We start from the raw sequence: 21,086 nt of genomic DNA, 5'->3' as shown, positions 1-21,086 counted from the left end.
TTCGTTCCAGTGAATATCCCATGTCATTGTCCTAATCCGCCCACCTGAAAATTAGAGAAAAATAGAGCAGCGGACAACATCCCTGACACAGGGGGCGGTGCCATAATCATAATATTTATAGGCCATCTCAATGATAACAGGCCACTCGCCGGGCCGCGTCAACTGCAGCGAAGCGCCAAGGCCAACGGACCAGGCAAAATCAGTGCTGCTGGCACCTTCAAAGGTGCGAACCGTTCCTTCGCTGACCGTGTCATTGTCCGGGTTCTTGGTGCGGGTCCAAGGTCCCATTTCATTGTGTGCAAATCCAAGACCCGCGACAACAAATGGCTGCAAGACCGCGGTCGAGCCTTGAGCCTCAAACGGTGCATAAAACAGGTTGCCCATCAATCCGCTGCTCTCAATGGATGCGTCGGTTATGTCGGCATGTTCACTACATGGAGTGAGATTCGTGACACTGCTGCATGGCGCAGTTAATCCGATCGTCCCGGTCGTAAAAAACGAGACATCGGCGCGGAACCCGTTTTGCCAGTCATAGCCGACCGCTGACCCAGCAAGGCCGCGCCAATCATCTTTGGGAATAGGCTTAAAGTTAACGCGAGGATCGCTTGCCCCAGGAGGAAGCCAATATCCCTCAGACAGATCGTGTCTAGCGCCGCCAAGCTCAAAACGGACATAGGGGCCATAAGTTACACTCGCCACATTTTGCCCGAACGCCACATCAGTTGTCTGAGCAAACCCTGGGCTTGGCGCGGCAAAGGCAAGACAGCCAAGCGTGGTGACAAAGGCGGCAGCGAAAGATTTGGAAATATTCAAGGGCCCGTTCTCCTAGAGTTTGACTCAGTCAGGCCAGCCCGAAGCCGACCTGCACCGTTTTGTTGGCCTTCAGCCGTGTCCGGCTAGAATTGCGATGCGAATCCGCTCTGCATCTGCCGCGAGTGCAGCAGCCTCTTCCGCCGTGACGGGGCTGTCTAAGATTGCCGTCAACGCCAAGACCGTGTTCGCAGTAATAGGAATCTCTTTGTCCGACGCAGAACCAAGGAATGCGGCCATCAGCGTGTCGTTGTTGGGGTTGATCCCTTGGGTCGTCAGCACTGACTGACTGTCGAGCGCTTCGCGTAACAGGGCAAGGTTCTGCAAAGGCGAGTCGATAAAGCTGACCTGATCCCAGTTCAGCGAAAGCTCCGTGATCATCCCTTCCAGAGTGCGCCCATAAAAGGTCAGAACCTCGGGGGTCATACTGCCCAAAGCCTCGGCATAGGCACGGTCCAGAACCTGATCAGGCGAGCGCGCCACATTCAAACGCCCTAGTTCGACCTCTGGGATACCTTCCTGCGCCCAGACTGGACGACCGGACACCTGTCCGGAACCTTGGCCGCTGGCACCGCTACCATTTTGACCTTGCCCCTCACCTTCACCCTGACCTTGTCCGCCATTTTTTGGGCCGCCCTGTCCACCCTCATGATCCGTATGGTCATCACCGTCGGAATCGTGGCCACCTGAGGTGTGGCCATCACTACCGCCTTGCCCACCAGGGCCCTTTGGGCCGCCGCTGTGGGTTGTCTCGCCGTCTTCATGGCCTTCGGCGAAAGCAAAGCTGCTGATACTTGGGGACATGGCGATACCAAGCCCAATCGCGATAGCGAGCACTGGCATAGAGAGTTGAGGGGCCTTGCCCCGGGCAAGATTGTGCAGGAACAGCATTGCGAACCTCCTCAAAAATATCCGTCGTAATACGTTGCCCGCTAGATTGGTGTCCAACGGGCAACTCAGTGAGATCAACCGTGACCAGCAAGAACGGCGATGCGAACTGCTTCAGCGTCCTCAGCCAAGTCCTCTGCATCATCGCCCGTAATCGGGTAACCGAGGATCGTTGTGACGGCGATTACTGTGTCTGTTGAAATGGGCAATACCTTATCAGAGGCAACGCCAAGGAATACGGCCATCAGGACGTCAGTATCGTTGTTTACATCCAACTGACTATCACCATCATCAAGGATGTCCTTCATCAATGCGAGGTTCTGAAGGGGCGAGTCGTAGATTGTCAGATTGTCCCAATTCAGGCTGAGTTCAGTCAGGATCGTTGTCGCGTCAGGGTCAGAGCTATCCAGTGGAAGACTGTAGAAAGCTTCCATTGTCGCTGCATCCCAAGTCGAAAGTGCTTCTTCGAGGGACCTCTCGAGCACCTGATCGGGCGAACGTGCAACGCTGAGACGCCCCAGTTCTACTTCAGGGATACCTTCTTGCGCCCAAGCGGGCTTGCCACCGCCAGAATTGGTATCAGAGGGGTTACCGGCCTGTGGCCCTTGGCCATCGGACGTTACATCCGGTCCGCCTTGTCCAGCGCCAGATCCGCCTTGATTGCCCTGGCCGGATTGCGCACCTTGCCCGCCCTGACCCTGACCGCCTTGATTGCCTTGGCCGTTGTCCGGACCGCCAGAGGCCTCTTGTGCCATTGCTGCCATAGACAGGCCGTTGAAGTTACTGGCGGCAACCCCCGTAAGCAATACAGCCGCAGCTAATGCTACCGAAGATTTTAGTGTTTTCATCAAGTACATCGTCATCTCCATTTTCTGTTTCTCGTACAAGGAAACGGCGGGAAGAAGAGGAAGGTTTTGATATATGTCAAATGTTGAATGTTTTTGTCGAAAAGATGACTGTTACGCTTGGCGGTGCATGCCAAGTCATCACCCGTTAGGTAGTCTTTACACCGTTGAATATGTGGAGATTGATGTAATCATGACCTGACTTATATCCACTTTGCAGTCTGGCCTTGCTTGACAGCAACTTTCTTTCCAAAAAAATAACCACCCCCTTCGCCCCCGCCCGACCACCCGCGAAGGGCAGCCGGACGGGAGTATCGTTTTGAGGCTCAGCCAAGCCCTCGCTTGACCACATAGTCAGCCAACCACCGCCAGTATTCCCCAGCCGAGGCAAAGCCCTGCTCTTGTGCGGCAAGGGATTCAGCCTGCAGCCTTGTTAGCCCCCCATCGTACTCAGCAATGGCAGCCCGTTCCTCAAAGGCCTCGATGTCAGGGATACGCGAGGCGCTCATAGCACCACCCCCACAGGCAACCTGATCTGATCAATGATCTCCCGCTTTTGGGTGTCACTGATGCCAGCAGAGTAGAGCCCGTAGGTGAGCTTGTTCTCGGAGCGGGCTGACTGATGGCCGACAAGGCTGGCGGTGAAGTGCTCAGGGACACCTGTGCGCTCACACTGGGTGATGAACCACTTGCGGGTGGAGTGGAACACCGTGCCATGCAGGTCCCTGTGCACCGCCCTGAGGTAGGCATAGCGCTTGACCACCCGATCCACCGTTAGGGAGGGAAAGAGCCGCCCTTGCGATGGCAGTCGTTGGTCCAAGAGTTGCTCCAGCACAGGATGCAGCGGCACCACCCTCTCTGCCGCCTTAGACTTGAGTGGCCGCAGGTGGTTGGGCCTGATCTGCACGAACCGCCCAAGGTTGCCTTTGGTACTGATGTCCTCCGACAAGAGCCCACAGGCCTCCCCCGACCGCATTCCTGTCAGCAGGCAAAAAAGAAGGGCGCTGTGAAGCACCCTGTCGTTAGTGTTGAGTAGGAGAGAGGCCTGAGCATCAGTCAGGACCCTGTGCGATCGGACCTCTGGCCTTTCCTTCACCAGAAGCCCGCCCCAGGGATTTGCTTCCAAGGTTCCTGACCGAACACACCAATCCAAGAACTGCTGCAACTGCCGCCAGATACGCCTTTGGGTTTGGGCTGTCAGGGATACCTCCTCGTACTCCTCCGACAAAGCTGCCAGCTCTGCCAGAGATGCCCCCTGCGCTTGGCTGTACTTCCTGATGTTGGGAGACAGCCGCGCAACATACCCTAACACTTCTTTGCCTAAGGTATCGTTGAGGTCGCCCAGCTTGCGGTCCCCCACATGCGAGATCAGCAACTCTAAGGCAAAGCGGACTGACTTGTAGCTGCCCGGACGCAGGCGATTGGAAGCCTCTGCCAAGTAGACAGCAGCAACCTCCTGCACCTGTTCTTCCCCCAAGAGGCGAGCGCGCTGGTACCGAGGGACGGCAATGGCAAGTTGTGGTGGCTCGCCACTTGTTGCCCCCGCAGCCAGCTTGGCCTCCGCTTCCTGCACGATCGCATCGAAGGTAGTGTTGAGTTCTGCCACCCGCTTGGCAGCAACTTTGGCATCGGCGGTATGCAGGGACCGCTTGAGCGACGATCCCAGTATTTCCTGCAAGTGGACGGGGTAGGTGCGGCGGTAGATCCATGTGTTATGCCGCCTGTAGGCATACTTAATTTGTGTAGACATGACGTCTCCTAGCGGGGCAAAAGCCCCGGTTTGTGTGTTGGATTGAGTTTTTGTGAACGGAATCAACAGGGGGCTGGGTTTAACCCCTTCCCTGATCGCCTCCGGTGCTGCGCGAGTGGACCCGTAGGATCAGCTCCAGTCCGGGCTCGCCGTAGACACCTTCGAGAGGTCCCGTCAGCGAGTAGCCGGTGATGCAATCGTCAAAAACTTCCCAGACCTGGAAAAGGTGCTCGGGAATGTCATCAAGGGGTCGTAAGACAACCACGTCGTCTTCTTTGAGGTGCCAGTCTGTCATAGCCCCCTCCGCGTCAGCAGAAGGTCAGGCAGCACCACCCCAAGAGCCACACCAAGCGGGATCGGCAAAGGGATGGGTTGAAGCCAGCTTGGCAAACAGGCCAAGACAAGCAGCGCCCCGGCAAGGGCTTGGGGGATCGCAAGGTCGAGGCCAAACCTCTTCCTCAATATCCACGATAAGGTCAGCCGGAAGCCGACCCCCGCCGCCATAAGCAGCAAAAAGGGTGTAAACATCTATACATCTCCATGAAGGGTTTCTTTGTATAGATGCGAAGGTTTGCTCAGTTTTTGGGGCGGAGCTGTGACAGCAAAGTTGCCCTGTGACAGCACAAACCCACACTGTGACAGGACGACTGTCTCGGGAAAGAGGCGTCAGATCAGTGCCTTAACCCTACCTGTGACAGTGTGACAGCAAGACAGCGACAAACTATCGCCCACCTGGCCACTTCAGCCGCCGAGCACCTGTCCGCCGTTGGTCCACAAGGTTGGCAGATTGGGTGCCCACCTCGAGGTGCAGGGGGTGGATACAGAGGTGGTTGTCGCACTTGTGGCGCACCACGAGCCCACGACGCGGGATATCGCCTGCCAGCGCCCAAGCAATCAACTGGTAGACCTTTTGACGGTGCTCACGCCAGAAGACGCGCTGAGGGTTGTCGTCATGGCCCAGCTCAAGGCAGCCGTTGGCCCCATCGCGTGCTATGAGGACGTAGGCCTCGATCTTGTCCGAGAGCTCTTGGCTGTGATGCAGGTACGTTTGCGGCCACCAATCTTCTTCGGATACGCCAAGGGTCTCCCAGTCACGACTTTCGCAGGTCGACTGAGCAGCACTGATGACGTCTTGCCGGACTTGATTTGCGAGGGCGTCTCTAGAAGTGACGGTCAAGGTCGTCGTCCGGGTTCTCGTCATCGGCGTGAGGCGGCAATTCCTGTGCTTTGCTCGCGAGGGCTTCTCGCTCAAACATCACAGTCTGGTAGCGCAGGTGGCTCTTGGGGCCATTGAACGGACCAAACTTGCCGTCCGGGTTGTCACTCTCGTTGGCGGTCGTCCCTGACGCGGCATCGTCCAGCTTGGAGGGCCTTTTGAGCCGATCTTGGCGCAGATGGCCCCAGGTTTTCTCAAGGTAGAAGTCGAGGTCGAACCACGTGTAGCCCAAGGCAACCGCATCCGGCTTATACAGGGCAGCCAGTTGGTTAGAACTGATGCGGCGGTTCTCAATCTCGAGGCTTCTCTTGGCCCAAGTCCGCACCTGTTTGCCCTTCACCCGCAGGCGGCGTTCTCCCCATCCAAGCCGTGCGAGTGCATTGCGCAGGGCATTGGCATTACGGCTTCTGAGAAAGCTGATGAGTTCGGGGAAGTCAGCGCTGGGGATGATCTCGACGCAGTAGTCCAACAACAGTGCCTCAAGTACTTCATCCCCCTCATTGCCAGAGGTCTCCTGCAACTCGCGCATGATCGGGGTCGCATTGTCCGCAAACCGCAGCTCCTTGGGGTGGAAGGTTGGACCTTGGGTGCGGGCCATGAGCCGCGCATAGAGATCACGCAGCTTTTGAGGGTCTGCAATTTCTGCCTTTACCCGACCGACCAAGGCGCTGAAGTCCTCACTCTTCGGTCCGAGTGCGCTGCCATCGTGTGAGACTTCGATAACATAGTAGCGCCGTTCTCCGCCCTCCAGCCAAAGCGGCTTATGGTTCGTCGTGAAGAGGAAGCATGACTTCTGGGGAATGGTCACTGAAGCCTGATATTTGGGCTCTACTGTCACCCGATCATTGGTGATGACATCCTTGAGGGCATTGCCTTCATCAGAAAAGCTGCTGATGTGAACCTCTTCTGCGACAATCAGCTTCTTGCTGAGGACGTCAGCGGCAAACCTCTGGGTCAACGAACGGATACCGTTCACAGCGCTTGTATTGGCTGCCCCAAAGAGCGCCTCAAGAACCTCACCAATGGTCGACTTACCTGTGCCCTTTTCCTCGGAATAGAGCAGAATGGACCACGTTGGTTTTTGTGCTTCATTTTGGAGGCACCACGATATCCAGTCGAGCAAGTGATTGCGCTGGGTCTCATCTGGGATGGCAAAGGTCAGCATGTCTTGGAAAGCGCAGGGCTGATCTTGGAAGTTCTGACTGGGGGGTAGGTGACGATAGGACGGCTCTTGCCACAGGTTAATATCCCAGAGCCCGTCTCTGAAGAGCCGCTTGGCGCTGTTGCCGGGCTGCGGGTAGGACTTGCCCGAGTAAATACCAAAGGTCATGCGGGGATCAGGACTTCCGCCCTGCATGGCAGCGTAACTGATCTTGTTCGCATCCTTCATGATCTTGGGGTGATTCTCGTAGTGGGCGGAAATCATCTGAGGTAGTAGCTTTGCTAGCTCAAGCTCACTGTACTGCATGGGGCCGCCGCCCAGCTTGATGAACTTTCCGTTTGTCTGGACAAACCAGCTCGACACATCTCGTTGGATCTTGGCCCGTAGAGTAGCAGCGTTTGGCTTCTTAGCGACAATCTCATCAGCTGCCAGCACTGCCGGATGCCACGCGACCCCCGACTGGAGATCAGCCTCCCGCTGCTCCAAGATACTTTCCTGCCACTTTGTGAGCGCCACGTCCGGATCGTCATCATCGAGCTCAACCCCAGCAACCCCTGCCCACTCATACAGTACCTTGGCATCGGCCGCCTCATCATCGGTCATAGACTTTGGTTCCCTTTGATTGTCTGTGCTGCACCTACAGGTTGCTTCAGATTTCCCTGTCGCGGATAGAAATTCAGTCGTTTGCAGCGTTTACGTCCCCACAGTTTTGGCTGCATTTCCCGCATAAGGCCATGAAGCTTTTGGGTTTTTGGCCAAAATATTCCCACCAACCAGCCTGGGTTTGCAGTTACCCGAGTAGCTGAGCTCGCAAGCCGTCCGTGCCATAGAGCGTTGACTGACCCTTGGATGTGGTTTTCCACGGTTGGTTCTCTTGCTGCTCGGGGAAGGTTTCCTCTTCCGAGTCATGGAGGAGCTCTGCAAAGAGGATGGGATCGTCACAGGGATCGTCGGACACATAGTCAGTCTCCACAGGGGTTGGCTGAACACGTGGCTCTGCCTTTTGTGTGGGCTGGGGGATCATATAGCTTGGGGGTGGTGCTACCTTTGATAGAGGTGCCTTGGGTGCCGTTGGTAAAGCTGTGCTGGCCGATCCCTCACGCAAGCCCTTGGCATAGTCTACCATCTCGAAGGTCGCGTCTTGCCAGTCATGGTCCTGGGTGGGGGCATACTCGTTAAAGATGCTGGCCTCACCTTTGCGCTTGCCTTTGCCTTGAAGGAGGACGTGGACAAGCATCGTGGTGAGTCCCCACTGGTGGACTACCCCAGACATGACCAGCCAGAGGGTCGCTTGCTCTAGGGAGGCAATCACGTGGGCGTTGTCAGCGGTGGCGTTGTTGTCGCCTTTGGCATGGAGGCGGAACACCTTGGAGTCAGGGTGGGCGGACAAAAGCTGATCTAGGGCGGCATAGTGATCGGGCAGGTCAGTCAGTGAGCGGGCTTTCTGTCTCCGCAACCCGTCACGGTCCCGTTTGGGGAGGGCGGTATAGAACTCTTTCTTCTTGTTGTTGGTCAGCATCTGGAGGCTGACCTTGGCACGACCAGAAGCAAAGATCTGGAGGTGGTAGCCGTTAAAGGTGGGGAGGGTGCCCGGGGTGAACTCGGGTCGGATGAATACTGTCATAGGGATAGTCTTTCTTTAGGATAATATATTGATTTAATGAGATAAGTAAGGAGCAATGAGTAAGGAATAAGCTATAATTCTTAATATCTAAGAAGTAATATATAAGGGTTTGGGTAACCCGTTCTCTTCTCTTGCCAAGCAAGAAGAACAGTGATCGCCAATTCTGATACCGTTATGCTTTCCTCATTAGGTGGCAGTGCTTTTGGTGCCTTAGAGGGTTGGGTGATCTGATGGTGCTTGGGAGGTGTTGAGGCGGTGCTGCCCGAGGTCGTGATAGGCGGGAAGAGGACGTTCGCTGCAATTTGCGCAAATGTAGGCTTTGGAAAAATCGTTCCAAAAGCGGTGGCTTTTGTCAGCAATTGGGGGGCGCTTTTGAAAGGGCGATACGTAAGCGGTAGTTTCCATAACTGGCGCGGGGCGTGAGTTGTCATATTCTTTTGGATGGAACGTTTCCATCATCGACCTGTTCCACTATAGATTGTAGAGCTCCGATAGATTCCGAGGTCAACTTGAATAATAAATACGTCTTTTACATGGACGACTTCGGAACGCGAACGATCTGCAAGGGTGCGACCAACGCTTCTTCACCTGCTCATGAGTTAAGTTTTGCTCTCGGGGGAGTCATTGTTGCGTTTGAGGACGTTGAGGAACTGTCTGAGAATCTGAAGGCATTTTGCAACAAATGGGATGTGCCCTCGCTTCATGGGAACAAGATTCGATCGGGTAAAGGGAAATTTGGTTTCCTAAAAAAGGACGAGGAAAAGAAAAAGGCGTTTTTTGTGGATCTGGACAATCTTGTTCTGGATGACCGACTGATCGCCCACGCCTGCGTAGTTTGCCGTCCCGGCTATCGAGATCGTTATCTTAACAAATACCCTGACGGGACCCGCTGGGATATGAGCAAGACAGCTTTCGACATCTCAGTTGAGCGAGCTGCGAAGCTTGCGATGCAGGACGGCCGGAGCTTAGACGTAGTATATGAGCGCACCGGGGCGAAAGAGGACAGGTTGCTGGAGCGCTACTTCGAGGATCTCAAGAATACAGGGTTGGGATTTTGTACCCAGAATTCGGGGTCATACGGGCCCTTGTCGAGCGAACAATTCACCAAACATCTCAACGTCATCTGGCCCGATGGCAAAGGAAACCCGTTGCTGCAGTTGGCGGATCTTATTGTCCATCCGGTGAGCCACGTTACCTGTGGAAAGCAAAACCGTGCCTACAATCAATTGGTTGAACGAAGAATGTTGTTAGATTTCAAGCACGAAGATGAAACCGTTGGGGTGAAGTATTCCTGCTATGATGGCGAATATGGCAATTGGAAAGACCTCTAAAAACACAAAAGGAACCCCGAAGGATTCCTTAAGTCGGTCGGCGTATAGCCTGACCCCGTGGCAAAGCCATAAGTGAGTATTTGCACCAATCTGGTGTCAAAGCAAGTGAAATTTCCCTCAAGACTTCGAGTTTGCATGTCACGATTCTGTCTCTGTGCACCTCAGACAGAAGGAAAATGAGCTCGAACCAAACCCCAATTTGACAAGCTGCCTTTCGCGAAATTAGCTACTATTGAGTCGTATGATCCGCTACTTCCCCTCACTCGGCCCAGACCTTCACCAACGCCTCCCGCATGACTTCGATGGCATAGCCTGACCCATAGTTAGCGGCGACATTGCCCTGGGAGTGCCCAAGTATCTCCATCGACAGGTTCTCAGGACAGCCGGTGTTGCGCAGCTTGTCCTTCATCCGGTGCCGGAGGGAGTGCATGGTGATTTTCTTGTCTGTGATGACGGTACGGAGCCGCTTCATCAGCATAGCGGAGGCTTTGTCATTGCCACGGGGTTGAGCATAGGCGGGAAAGATGGGGTCGGTATCCGAGAGCCCAACCTGATGCTGTCTGAGGCACTCTGTGGCTCTCTGTGACAGAGGGATGCTGCGGGTAGAGGTCTTGGTCTTGAGGCCTCGGCGGTCATTGGGGCGGATATGCAGGATGGCGTTCTCGAGGTCTACGTCCTTGGCCTCAAGACCACTGATCTCTGCCAAGCGAGCCCCGGTGTCTGTCAGTAAGAGCAAAAGACTGCTGGCAACCTCGCTGCTGGCAAAGGCGGGCACCATGAGAGCCAGTTGCTCATCCGTGATGGGAAGTCGATCAGTGTTGCTGCTTCCCGCTCCCTTAATCTTGATGGCTTGGAAGACATTGCGGAGGTCCAGGTCATGCTCCAGCAAGACGTGATTGATGGCTGCTTTGACTACCCCAAGGTTCCGCTGCACAGAGTTGGGTGCCATGCGGGCCAGTAGGAGGTCACGGTAGGCATTGGCATCTGCTCGTGTAAGATCCTTCAGCTCGGTCCACTCAAAGCGGTTCTTGCCAAGGCAAAGGATCAGGTCTTTGCGGATACGATCCATCCGAGTACGCAGACCGTTGTCACTCTCTTCCGCCTTGTAGGTGTAGTATTCCTCTAAAACCCGAGAGAGCGACATGGGGGCGGCCTCTGCAGAAGCGGCCTTGAGTTGCCTCACCACACCCTTTGGCACAGCGTGCTCCACATCCTCAGCCAGTTCTTGGAAGTCGTCGTACTCAGGCCACTCAGGATCAACGGCTCCATCTATGAACATGGCTTGGTACCGTTCGCCCAGCCGTTCCCGGACAAGAGCTGTTGCCCGCTGCTCATCTGTGGTGCGCCGCTCTAAATCAAATAGGGCCTCGATCTCAGCGTGGACCTTAGGCAAAGCCCTAAGTGCATCGTGGTAGGTATTCCCCAACTGCCGGTACACAGTGGCCTTCGGAATCACCTTTCGCAGGTCTTTGGGGACATTCCGTTTATAGCGGAAAGAACCGTTGGCGCGGCGGAACATATAGCGGGGGAGCTTGAGGGGCATTGTCTGGTCCATGCTGAGCAACGTCTGTCACAGCATGACCAGAGGCAACCGAAAACGGCCCGCCAGACCTGACAATCTACAGTCCAAAACTGACGAAAGTGGTCCCAAAAGCGGTCCCGAAAATGGTCCCAAAAAACCTAAAACCCTAGGTTTTCTTTACTTTTCTTAGAGATATCGGGGATTTGGTGGTGCCCAGGAGAGGACTCGAACCTCCACGTCCATACAGACACCAGCACCTGAAGCTGGCGCGTCTACCAATTCCGCCACCTGGGCAGGTCACGTGGCGCGGATTTACGCGCGGTTTAAGGGGCTGTCAACGCGATTCGACCACAAATATCCGGGGAACAAATAAATCCTCCCAGATTGCGCCTTGTCTTACAGGGGGGGCGGGGGGTAAACCCGACACCAGCTACTTATCTAAAGGCCCAGGGATGTCACAGCTTGTCACTATCTTCGGCGGTTCCGGCTTTGTCGGACGCTATATCGCGCGGCGCATGGCGAAAGAGGGATGGCGTGTGCGCGTCGCGGTGCGCAACGTCAACGAGGCGATGTTTGTCCGCCCTTACGGTGTGGTGGGTCAGGTTGAACCGGTTTTTTGCAATATCCGCGATGATGCCAGTGTTGCGGCCGTGACCGAGGGTGCCGATGCTGTGGTCAACTGCGTGGGTGTGCTGGACGAGGTTGGCAAGAACACGTTCACGGCCGTGCAGGCCGAAGGTGCCGGGCGCATCGCCCGCATCGCTGCGGCACATGGTGTGGCGCGGATGGTGCATATCTCTGCGATTGGCGCGAACGCCGAGGCAGCAAGCGAATATTCCAAGACCAAAGCTGCAGGCGAAGCGGCTGTGCTCGCGCATATGCCGCAGGCGATGATCCTGCGTCCATCAATCGTATTCGGTGCCGAGGACCAGTTTTTTAACCGCTTTGCCGGTATGTCCCGTCTGGGGCCTGTGTTGCCTGTGATCGGAGCCGAAACCAAGTTCCAGCCCGTCTATGTGGATGATGTGGCAGCCGCAGCAGTCAAAGGCGTTCTAGGGCAGGCGGAAGGCGGTGTTTATGAGCTGGGCGGGCCTGATGTGCATAGCTTCCGCGAGCTGATGCAACTGATGCTGCGTATCATCCGCCGCCGCCGTTTGATTGTGAATACTCCGTTCTGGATGGCGCGGATCATGGCAACTGTTTTTGGCATTGTGCGTGCTGTGTCGCTGGGTCTGATCAAGGGGCCTGTGACAAAGGATCAGGTGATCAACCTCGGTGTCGATAATATCGTGTCCGGGGATGCCAAAGGGTTTGCCGCTCTCGGTTTGCAGCCGACCGCGATGGAAGCCGTGTTGCCTGATTACCTGTGGCGGTTCCGTCCGTCGGGGCAGTATGACGCGATCAAGGAATCCGCGAAGAACCTGAAAGTCTAGGTATAGGCGATCCAGAGCAGCACCACGCCAAGCGCGATCCGGTAGATCACGTAGGGTGTGAAACTGACGGATTTCAGAAGGCGCATCATGAGCGCCAGTGCAAGCAGTGCTGCCGCGAATGACATAACTGCCACCAGCCCGATATCGCGCCATGCGCCGATGTTGCCTGATCCGATCACATCGAGGCTGAGCAAGGCACCAGAGGCAATGATTGTCGGGATCGACATCAGCATCGCAAGGCGCGCGGCATCTGTACGCGTATAGCCCAGCATACGTCCTGCGGTGATGGTGATGCCGGAGCGCGATGTGCCGGGGATCAGTGCAACCGCCTGCCAGAGCCCCATTTTCAGGGCGTCTTTCAATGACCAACTGGCGGCTGTCTTTTCCTCCGCGCCTTTCTGGTCGGCCCAATAAAGCACGATCCCGAAAATGATCATGGACCACCCGATCACGGCGATACCCCGCATCGCGTCAGAGAGACCGGTCACCTTTAGGATCAGGCCTGCGATGATCACGGGGATTGTTGCGATAATCAGGCAAAGGGCAAGAAACGCGCCTTGGGTGTCGATCTTGCCGCGCAGCAGGCGCAGGGTGCCGCCGAGGGCCAGTTTCACGTCGGACCGGAAATAGAGCATGACGGCGCAGAGTGTACCGACATGGGCGGCGACATCGATGACCTGTCCCTGATCGGTCATGCCTGTCAGTGATGGCAGCAGGATCAGGTGACCGGATGATGACACGGGCAGGAACTCGGTGATCCCTTGGACGATCGCGATGATGAGCAGGTGGAGTGTTGTCATTGATCCGGCTTTTGATTCGTCTTGTCCAACCTATAACCTGCCTGAATCTTGGGGAAAGAGGGGATATAGGTCGCAAAGCGGACCTAATTTTAACCTTTTGACCACGATCTTTCGCGCGCCGCGACAAATTTTCTTTGATATAGGTCAGTAGTACTGCCTTTTCATTTGGTTTGGACCGTTTTAAAAGGCGTCTCGCTCTGGAATACGGGAGGGTGGCTTATGGCTGGCCAAAAGATGTTGAAGTTTACACAAGTCTCGCGCGAGATGCCGGAAAAGCGTCCGCCGAACTTACGCAAGGAAGACTTCGGCGAGATTTACGCCGAGTACGCACGCGACAAGGCCGCCGAGCAGGCAAGCCGGTGCAGCCAGTGTGGCGTGCCTTATTGCCAGACCCATTGTCCGCTGCACAACAACATCCCTGACTGGCTGCGTCTGACGGCCGAGGGGCGTTTGCAGGAAGCCTACGAGATTTCGCAGGCCACCAACACGTTTCCTGAGATCTGTGGCCGTATCTGCCCGCAGGACCGTCTTTGCGAAGGTAACTGTGTGATCGAACAGTCCGGCCATGGCACTGTCACCATCGGTTCGGTCGAAAAATACATCACCGACACCGCATTCGAGGAAGGCTGGGTTCAGCCGATCCGCCCCCATGCCGAGCGGAGTGAAAGCGTTGGTATTATTGGTGCCGGACCGGGTGGTCTGGCGGCGGCGGATATGCTGCGCCGTCAGGGTGTGCAGGTCACGGTTTACGACCGCTATGACCGCGGCGGCGGTTTGCTGACCTACGGTATCCCGGGCTTCAAGCTTGAGAAAGATATCGTGATGCAGCGCATGGCGCAGCTTGAGGATGGCGGCGTGCAGTTTGTGCTGAATTGTAATGTGGGCGAGGATCTGTCCTTTGACGCCATTCGCGGCAAGCATGATGCGGTTCTGATCGCCACGGGCGTCTATAAAACACGTGATTTGCCGGATTCCGGTGCCGATGGCATTGTTGATGCGATCGACTATCTGACTGCGAGCAACCGCAAGAGCTTTGGTGATGAAGTGCCCGAGTTCGACAGCGGTGAATTGAACGCTGAAGGCAAGCGCGTTGTCGTGATTGGCGGCGGTGATACCGCGATGGACTGTGTCCGCACTGCGATCCGTCAAGGTGCGGCAAGCGTGAAATGTCTCTATCGCCGTGACCGCGCCAACATGCCGGGTTCACAGCGTGAGGTGCAGAACGCCGAGGAAGAGGGTGTCGAGTTTGTCTGGCTTGCTGCCCCCAATGGTTTCGAAGGCGATCCCGTCACAGGTGTGAAAGTGCAAAAGATGCGTCTTGGCGCGCCTGATGCAACGGGGCGCCAGGCGCCTGAATTGATCGAAGGTTCGGACTATGTCGAGGGCGCGGATATCGTGATCAAGGCGCTGGGCTTCGAGCCCGAGGACCTGCCCAAGCTTTGGGGTGTCGAGGGGCTGGAAGTGACCCGTTGGGGTACCGTGAAAGCCGACTTCAACACCGGTGCGACAAGCCTTGAGGGTGTCTATGCCGCAGGTGACATCGTGCGCGGTGCTTCGCTTGTTGTCTGGGCTATCCGCGACGGGCGTGATGCGGCGACCGCAATGCTGGAGTATCTGGGTCAGGCGGCGACTGTTGCTGCCGAATAGGCCGTACAGAACGCGTACACAACCTGTACACAACCTGTACGCAAGCCTGACATACACGCGATTTAGGTAGGTCACATCTGCTGACCTGGAAGGTAAAGAAATGATGAAACCGATGATCATCCTCAGTGCTTTGGTTGTGGCCGCTCCGGCCATGGCCCAGCAGAGCTTTGCCGCGCCAGAGGGGTGTGAAGCCGTGCTGACCGTCCAGAACAAGGGTTGCGTCATGACCAATGTCTGGCAATGCGCCGCCGATGAACCGGGTGATCAGTGGATTGCGCTGCTGACGCAGGCGGGTGTGTTCAGCGTGCAAAAGGTTGACGCCGAATTCCAGTGGGTCGAGGCCTATAAGGTCACCGGAAACGAGCGTCTGATCACACCTGCCGAGGATCCTGCATCGTTGACCACGCTTTTCGAGACCCAGATTGATACATGGGATTTCACGCTGGAAACCGATGAGGGCACCGAGCGCAACGTGGGTTTTGACATGCTCACGGGCGAGACGACCGAGATTGACGGGGAGGTCCTGCTTAATACCGAGTTTCAGGGCCGCACGATTGATGGCGACGGCAATATCATCGACGCAAGCAGTGGCCGCCAGTATGTCAGCGAAGAGCACCGGCTTTTCTTTTTCGGTGAAAGCTGGTCCGACGATACCCCCGATCAGGTGATTGATATGTCACCTGTCGAGTTCATCTATCCGGGTGAGCCGGGGTTCTTTGCGGACCGGCCTTTGTACGAATGTAACGTCATTGAATCAGGGTTCCGCCCATGAGACTGGCATGCGCCCTGATCCTTTTGGCCAGCCCCGTTGCTGCGCAAGAGACATTCTCCCTCCCGGGTGGATGTGAGGCGTTTGTGACCGTGCAAAGCGAGAGCTGTCAGGTGGACCACCACTTTATCTGTCAGGGCGATCCCGAGGGACACAAGCGCCGTGTCAGCCTTGATGAACAGGGCATGACCTATACAGGCGTCACCGATGATGAAGCGCAGTGGATCAGCAGTTTTCATGTCCTGAGCGGGCATAGCGAAGTGTTGGAGAGTGCGCCCATTGATCCTGCGTCTTTCAGCGAACTGATCGCGACGGACCTTGATACTTTTGATTTTCGCACCCTGTCCGACGAGATCGGCGAGACCCGCTATGAGGGCCGCGATACGTTGACCGGCCGTCAGATCACGATTGATGGCGTCACACTGGATGAGACTACTTATGACATCACCGCCTATGACGGGGCGGGCAACGAGGTTTGGGCGGCCCAGGGCCGTGAATTTATCAACCGCGACTGGCGTATGTTTCTGGCCGGAACCGGCACTGTGACGACATCGGACGGAACTTATGAGCGGTCCAATCGCCCCGTTGAATTTATCTTCCCCGGCGAGCCCGGGTTCCTGAGCGCCAGCCCGAAACACGGGTGTGGTGTCGCGATCTCTTAAGACCTGAATTTCAAGCCCACCCGTGTGGTGGCCCCGCCTAGAAAGGAAACGCAGATGACAACATATGACCAGACTTGGGTTGCCGCCGAAGAGGCCAAGCGTCAGTGGATGGCCGAGAATGGCCTGTATAAGGCGGACGATGAACATGCCTCTTGTGGCGTGGGTCTTGTGGTGTCGATTGATGGCACCCCGTCACGCGATGTTGTGGAAAAGGGCATCAATGCGCTGAAGGCGGTCTGGCACCGTGGCGCTGTTGATGCGGATGGCAAGACAGGTGATGGTGCGGGTATTCACGTGCAGATCCCTGTGCCCTTCTTTAACGACCAGATCCGCCGGACCGGCCACGAACCAATCGACGACAAGCTGATTGCTGTGGGACAGGTGTTTCTGCCGCGCACCGATTTTGCCGCCCAGGAACGCTGCCGCACGATTGTGGAATCCGAAGTGCTGCGCATGGGCCACTATATCTATGGCTGGCGCCATGTGCCGGTGAACACCGAAGTGCTGGGCGACAAGGCCAACGCGACCCGCCCCGAGATCGAACAGATCCTGATCCGCAACGAAAAGGGTCTGGATGAAGAGGCGTTCGAGCGCGAGCTTTACATCATTCGCCGCCGGATCGAGAAGGCGGCGACGGCTGCTGCGATCAATGGCATGTATGTCTGTTCGCTGTCGTGCCGGTCGCTGATCTACAAGGGCATGATGCTGGCCGAACAGGTGGCCGAGTTCTATCCTGACCTGATGGATGCGCGGTTCGAGAGTGCCTTTGCGATCTATCACCAGCGCTATTCCACCAATACCTTCCCGCAGTGGTCCTTGGCCCAGCCGTTCCGCATGTTGGCCCATAACGGCGAGATCAACACGCTGAAAGGCAACGTCAACTGGATGAAGAGCCATGAAATCCGCATGGCGTCCAATGCTTTTGGCGACAAGGCCGGTGACATCAAGCCGATCATTCCATCCGGTGCGTCTGATAGTGCCGCCTTGGACTCCGTTTTCGAGGTTCTGGTGCGTGCAGGCCGCAATGCACCGATGGCAAAGACCATGATGGTGCCCGAGGCGTGGTCACAGCAGGCGGTTGAGATGCCGCAGGCGTGGCAGGACATGTACGGTTATTGCAACGCCGTGATGGAGCCATGGGATGGTCCGGCGGCATTGGCTATGACGGACGGGCGTTGGGTTTGCGGCGGTCTGGACCGCAACGGTCTGCGTCCGCTACGTTATGTCGTGACCGGTGACGGTCTGCTGGTGGCAGGCTCCGAAGTAGGCATGGTGCCTGTCGATGAAGCCACAGTTGTAGAAAAAGGCGCGCTTGGCCCGGGGCAGATGATCGCCGTGGATATGCAAGAGGGGCGTTTGTACCACGACAAGGAATTGAAGGACAAACTGGCCGCTGCCCAGCCCTTTGGTGACTGGGTCGAGAAGGTTGTCGATCTGAACGACATCATGCGTGACGTGCCGGAAAAGCCGATCTTTGAGGGGGCTGACCTGCGCAAGCGTCAGGTTGCTGCCGGTTACAGCATCGAAGAGCTGGAACAGGTGCTCGCGCCCATGGCCGAGGACGGTAAGGAAATGATCGCGTCAATGGGTGATGATACGCCCTCTGCGGTCCTGTCCAAGACCTATCGCCCGCTGTCGCATTTCTTCCGGCAGAACTTTAGCCAGGTCACGAACCCGCCAATCGACAGTTTGCGCGAAAGCCGCGTGATGTCGCTGAAAACGCGGTTCGGGAACCTGAAAAACGTGCTGGATGAGGATTCGTCGCAGACCGAGATCCTGTTGCTGGCAAGTCCTTTCGTCGCCAACGCCGAGTTCGAGCAGATGATGAAACAGTTCGGCGACAGCGTTGCTGTGATCGACTGTGTCTTTGAGCCGGGAGCGGGGTCTTTGAATGCGGGCCTGCAGCGTATTCGTGCCGAGGCCGAAGACGCCGTGCGTTCGGGTGCGGGCCATATTGTGCTGACCGATCAGAACCAGTCTGAAGATCTGGTGCCGATGCCGATGATCCTTGCGACCTCTGCGGTCCATTCGGGTCTGACATCGAAAGGCCTGCGGACCTTCTGTTCGATCAACGTGCGCTCGGCCGAGTGTATTGATCCGCATTACTTTGCGGTGCTGATCGGCTGTGGCGCGACTACTGTGAACGCCTATCTCGCACAGGACTCTATCGCGGATCGTGTGCGTCGCGGCCTGATCGAGGGCACATTGACCGAGGCTGTCGCGCGGTATCGCGCCGCCATTGATGCGGGTCTTCTCAAGATCATGTCAAAGATGGGGATTTCGGTTCTGTCGTCCTATCGCGGCGGTCTGAACTTTGAGGCCGTGGGTCTGTCGCGTGCGATGGTCGCGGAATATTTCCCCGGTATGCACAGCCGTATTTCCGGCATCGGGACATCCGGTATTCAGACCAAGCTGGAAGAGGTCCATGCGAAGGGCTGGAAAGGTGGCAGTGATGTGTTGCCAATCGGGGGCTTCTACAAGGCCCGCCGGTCCGGTGAAAAGCACGCATGGGAAGCGCAAACGATGCACATGTTGCAGGCGGCTTGTAACAAGGCGAGCTATGCTTTGTGGCAGCAGTTCTCGAAATCCATGCAGTCGAACCCGCCGATCCATCTGCGTGACCTTCTGGCGATCAAACCGCTGGGTGCGCCGATCCCGATTGAAGAGGTGGAAAGCATCACCGCAATCCGCAAGCGTTTCGTGACACCCGGCATGTCTTTGGGTGCGCTGTCGCCCGAGGCGCATAAGACGCTGAACGTGGCGATGAACCGCATCGGTGCAAAGTCGGATTCCGGTGAGGGTGGCGAAGATCCCGCACACTTCAACCCCGAACCCAATGGAGATAACCCTTCCGCAAAGATCAAGCAGGTGGCGTCAGGCCGCTTTGGTGTGACAGCCGAATATCTGAACGCCTGTGAAGAGCTTGAGATCAAAGTCGCGCAGGGTGCCAAGCCCGGTGAGGGTGGCCAGTTGCCCGGTATGAAGGTCACTGACCTGATTGCGCGTCTGCGTCACTCGACCAAGGGCGTGACCCTGATTTCACCGCCGCCGCACCACGATATCTATTCCATCGAGGACTTGGCGCAGCTGATCTATGACCTCAAGCAGATCAACCCGCGCTGTAAGGTGACCGTGAAGCTGGTGTCGTCGTCCGGTGTGGGAACGATTGCCGCTGGTGTGGCCAAGGCCAAGGCCGATGTGATCCTGATTTCGGGTCACAATGGCGGCACAGGTGCATCGCCCGGTACGTCGATCAAATACGCAGGCCTGCCATGGGAAATGGGCCTGACCGAGGCGCATCAGGTGCTTGCCATGAACAACCTGCGTGAGCGGATTACCCTGCGCACCGATGGTGGTTTGCGTACTGGCCGTGACATTGTCATGGCTGCGATGATGGGGGCCGAGGAATATGGCATCGGCACCGCTGCGCTGATCGCGATGGGCTGCATCATGGTGCGTCAGTGCCAGTCGAACACCTGCCCTGTGGGTGTGTGTACGCAGGACGAAGCGCTGCGTGAGAAGTTCACCGGCAATGCCGACAAGGTTGTCAACCTGATCACCTTCTATGCGACTGAAGTCCGTGAAATCCTTGCGTCGATTGGCGCGCGGTCTTTGGATGACGTGATTGGCCGTGCCGATCTGTTGACCCAAGTGTCGCGTGGGTCAGCGCATCTGGATGATCTGGACCTGAACCCGCTGTTGATCACCGTCGATGGAGCCAACAAGATCACCTATGACCGCAACAAGCCGCGCAATCCTGTCGATGATACGCTGGATGCGCAGATTGTGCAGGACGCCGCGCGCTTCCTGAATGATGGCGAGAAGATGCAGCTGGACTATGCGGTGCAGAACACGCTGCGGACAATCGGCACACGCACATCCAGCCACATCGTGCAGCAGTTCGGGATGCGCAACGCGTTGCAGCCGGATCACCTGACGGTGAAACTGCGCGGCAGTGCGGGCCAGTCGCTGGGGGCCTTTGCAGCCCCGGGTCTCAAGCTAGAGGTGTCGGGTGATGCCAACGACTATGTGGGCAAGGGTCTGTCGGGGGGGACAATCGTGATCCGTCCGCCGATGGTCAGCCCGCTGGTGGCGTCGGACAACACGATCATTGGCAACACCGTGCTTTATGGTGCGACGGCGGGGTATCTTTTCGCCGCCGGTCGCGCGGGCGAGCGGTTTGCGGTGCGCAACTCGGGTGCCCATGTGGTGATCGAGGGCTGCGGCACGAACGGGTGTGAATATATGACCGGTGGTGTTGCTGTGATCCTTGGCACGATCGGTGCGAACTTCGGGGCGGGCATGACCGGCGGTATGGCTTATCTTTATGACCCCAAGGGCGAGGCCGCAGAGCTGATCAACATGGAAACACTGGTGACGAACCCTGTGACGGTCGATCACTGGGAGACCCAGTTGAAAGGCCTGATCGAACGTCATGCCGCGGAGACAGGCAGCCGCAAGGCCGCTGATATCCTGCAGCATTGGGACCTTGAGAAAGCCAATTTCCTGCAGGTCTGCCCCAAAGAGATGCTGGTGCATTTGCCTGCACCGCTCAGCATCGAGGACGCGGCAATCCCTGCGGAATAAATACCACGCCCCCGCGCTGAAAATCGCGCGGGGGCGCTGC

General features: G+C 56.7%; 18 protein-coding genes and 1 tRNA gene. 6 read left to right on the top strand and 13 right to left on the bottom strand.

Annotated elements, in window-relative coordinates; all coding sequences use genetic code 11:
• Positions 1–51: 51 nt before the first annotated feature.
• From C7964_RS16400 to C7964_RS16355, 10 genes are all read right to left on the bottom strand, one after another.
• Positions 52–813 carry an outer membrane protein gene (locus tag C7964_RS16400; RefSeq protein ID WP_110280731.1) on the bottom strand — a complete coding sequence of 254 codons (762 nt, stop codon included), beginning with the start codon at positions 811–813 and terminating at the stop codon, positions 52–54.
• Between the two features lie 69 nt (positions 814–882).
• Positions 883–1,701, bottom strand: coding sequence for a hypothetical protein (locus C7964_RS16395; RefSeq protein ID WP_110280730.1), 819 nt, complete (start codon positions 1,699–1,701; stop codon positions 883–885).
• 74 nt (positions 1,702–1,775) lie between these two features.
• Positions 1,776–2,546 carry a hypothetical protein gene (locus C7964_RS16390; protein WP_146214878.1) on the bottom strand — a complete coding sequence of 257 codons (771 nt, stop codon included), beginning with the start codon at positions 2,544–2,546 and terminating at the stop codon, positions 1,776–1,778.
• A gap of 323 nt (positions 2,547–2,869) precedes the next feature.
• Entirely contained in the window at positions 2,870–3,052 is a 183-nt protein-coding gene (locus C7964_RS16385) for a hypothetical protein (RefSeq protein ID WP_110280728.1), read from the bottom strand.
• Positions 3,049–4,293: a site-specific integrase gene (locus C7964_RS16380; RefSeq protein WP_110280727.1), complete on the bottom strand. Its 1,245-nt coding sequence runs from the start codon at positions 4,291–4,293 to the stop codon at positions 3,049–3,051. The genes C7964_RS16385 and C7964_RS16380 overlap by 4 nt, the downstream gene beginning before the upstream one ends.
• A gap of 79 nt (positions 4,294–4,372) precedes the next feature.
• Positions 4,373–4,588: a hypothetical protein gene (locus C7964_RS16375; RefSeq protein WP_110280726.1), complete on the bottom strand. Its 216-nt coding sequence runs from the start codon at positions 4,586–4,588 to the stop codon at positions 4,373–4,375.
• Complete coding sequence (locus tag C7964_RS16370; protein WP_110280725.1) at positions 4,585–4,821, bottom strand: hypothetical protein; 237 nt, start codon at positions 4,819–4,821, stop codon at positions 4,585–4,587. The genes C7964_RS16375 and C7964_RS16370 overlap by 4 nt, the downstream gene beginning before the upstream one ends.
• A 193-nt stretch (positions 4,822–5,014) precedes the next feature.
• Complete coding sequence (locus C7964_RS16365) at positions 5,015–5,470, bottom strand: HNH endonuclease (RefSeq protein WP_181417215.1); 456 nt, start codon at positions 5,468–5,470, stop codon at positions 5,015–5,017.
• Positions 5,454–7,274: a primase-helicase family protein gene (locus tag C7964_RS16360; RefSeq protein WP_110280723.1), complete on the bottom strand. Its 1,821-nt coding sequence runs from the start codon at positions 7,272–7,274 to the stop codon at positions 5,454–5,456. Before C7964_RS16360 ends, C7964_RS16365 begins: the two co-directional genes overlap by 17 nt.
• A gap of 187 nt (positions 7,275–7,461) precedes the next feature.
• Entirely contained in the window at positions 7,462–8,295 is an 834-nt protein-coding gene (locus C7964_RS16355; protein ID WP_110280722.1) for a hypothetical protein, read from the bottom strand.
• Between the two features lie 533 nt (positions 8,296–8,828).
• Here C7964_RS16355 and C7964_RS16350 point away from each other — a divergent pair.
• Positions 8,829–9,626, top strand: a complete 798-nt coding sequence (locus C7964_RS16350) for a DUF3800 domain-containing protein (protein WP_110280721.1) — start codon at positions 8,829–8,831, stop codon at positions 9,624–9,626.
• 259 nt (positions 9,627–9,885) lie between these two features.
• Here the strand turns inward: C7964_RS16350 and C7964_RS16345 are convergent, their stop codons facing one another.
• Positions 9,886–11,169 carry a tyrosine-type recombinase/integrase gene (locus C7964_RS16345; RefSeq protein WP_286164010.1) on the bottom strand — a complete coding sequence of 428 codons (1,284 nt, stop codon included), beginning with the start codon at positions 11,167–11,169 and terminating at the stop codon, positions 9,886–9,888.
• A gap of 186 nt (positions 11,170–11,355) precedes the next feature.
• A tRNA-Leu gene (locus C7964_RS16340) sits at positions 11,356–11,442 on the bottom strand.
• A 158-nt stretch (positions 11,443–11,600) separates the two neighbouring features.
• Between C7964_RS16340 and C7964_RS16335 the strand changes: the two genes are divergently transcribed.
• Positions 11,601–12,581: a complex I NDUFA9 subunit family protein gene (locus C7964_RS16335; RefSeq protein WP_110280719.1), complete on the top strand. Its 981-nt coding sequence runs from the start codon at positions 11,601–11,603 to the stop codon at positions 12,579–12,581.
• Here C7964_RS16335 and C7964_RS16330 read toward each other — a convergent pair.
• Complete coding sequence (locus C7964_RS16330) at positions 12,578–13,381, bottom strand: undecaprenyl-diphosphate phosphatase (protein WP_110280718.1); 804 nt, start codon at positions 13,379–13,381, stop codon at positions 12,578–12,580. The genes C7964_RS16335 and C7964_RS16330 overlap by 4 nt on opposite strands.
• A gap of 219 nt (positions 13,382–13,600) precedes the next feature.
• On the opposite strand from C7964_RS16330, the gene C7964_RS16325 reads away from it, so the two are divergent.
• The 4 genes from C7964_RS16325 (at position 13,601) to gltB (ending at position 21,046) form a co-directional block, all read left to right on the top strand.
• Positions 13,601–15,028: an NAD(P)-dependent oxidoreductase gene (locus tag C7964_RS16325; RefSeq protein WP_110280717.1), complete on the top strand. Its 1,428-nt coding sequence runs from the start codon at positions 13,601–13,603 to the stop codon at positions 15,026–15,028.
• Between the two features lie 103 nt (positions 15,029–15,131).
• On the top strand, positions 15,132–15,800 hold the full coding sequence (locus C7964_RS16320; RefSeq protein ID WP_286164009.1) for a hypothetical protein: 669 nt from the start codon (positions 15,132–15,134) through the stop codon (positions 15,798–15,800).
• On the top strand, positions 15,797–16,459 hold the full coding sequence (locus C7964_RS16315; RefSeq protein WP_110280715.1) for a hypothetical protein: 663 nt from the start codon (positions 15,797–15,799) through the stop codon (positions 16,457–16,459). Before C7964_RS16320 ends, C7964_RS16315 begins: the two co-directional genes overlap by 4 nt.
• A gap of 54 nt (positions 16,460–16,513) precedes the next feature.
• Positions 16,514–21,046: a glutamate synthase large subunit gene (gltB, locus tag C7964_RS16310; RefSeq protein WP_110280714.1), complete on the top strand. Its 4,533-nt coding sequence runs from the start codon at positions 16,514–16,516 to the stop codon at positions 21,044–21,046.
• Positions 21,047–21,086: the final 40 nt, after the last annotated feature.

It is taken from the genome of Loktanella sp. PT4BL, from assembly GCF_003201935.1.
Taxonomy (GTDB): domain Bacteria; phylum Pseudomonadota; class Alphaproteobacteria; order Rhodobacterales; family Rhodobacteraceae; genus Yoonia.
This window is presented reverse-complemented; position numbering and strand designations above follow the sequence as displayed.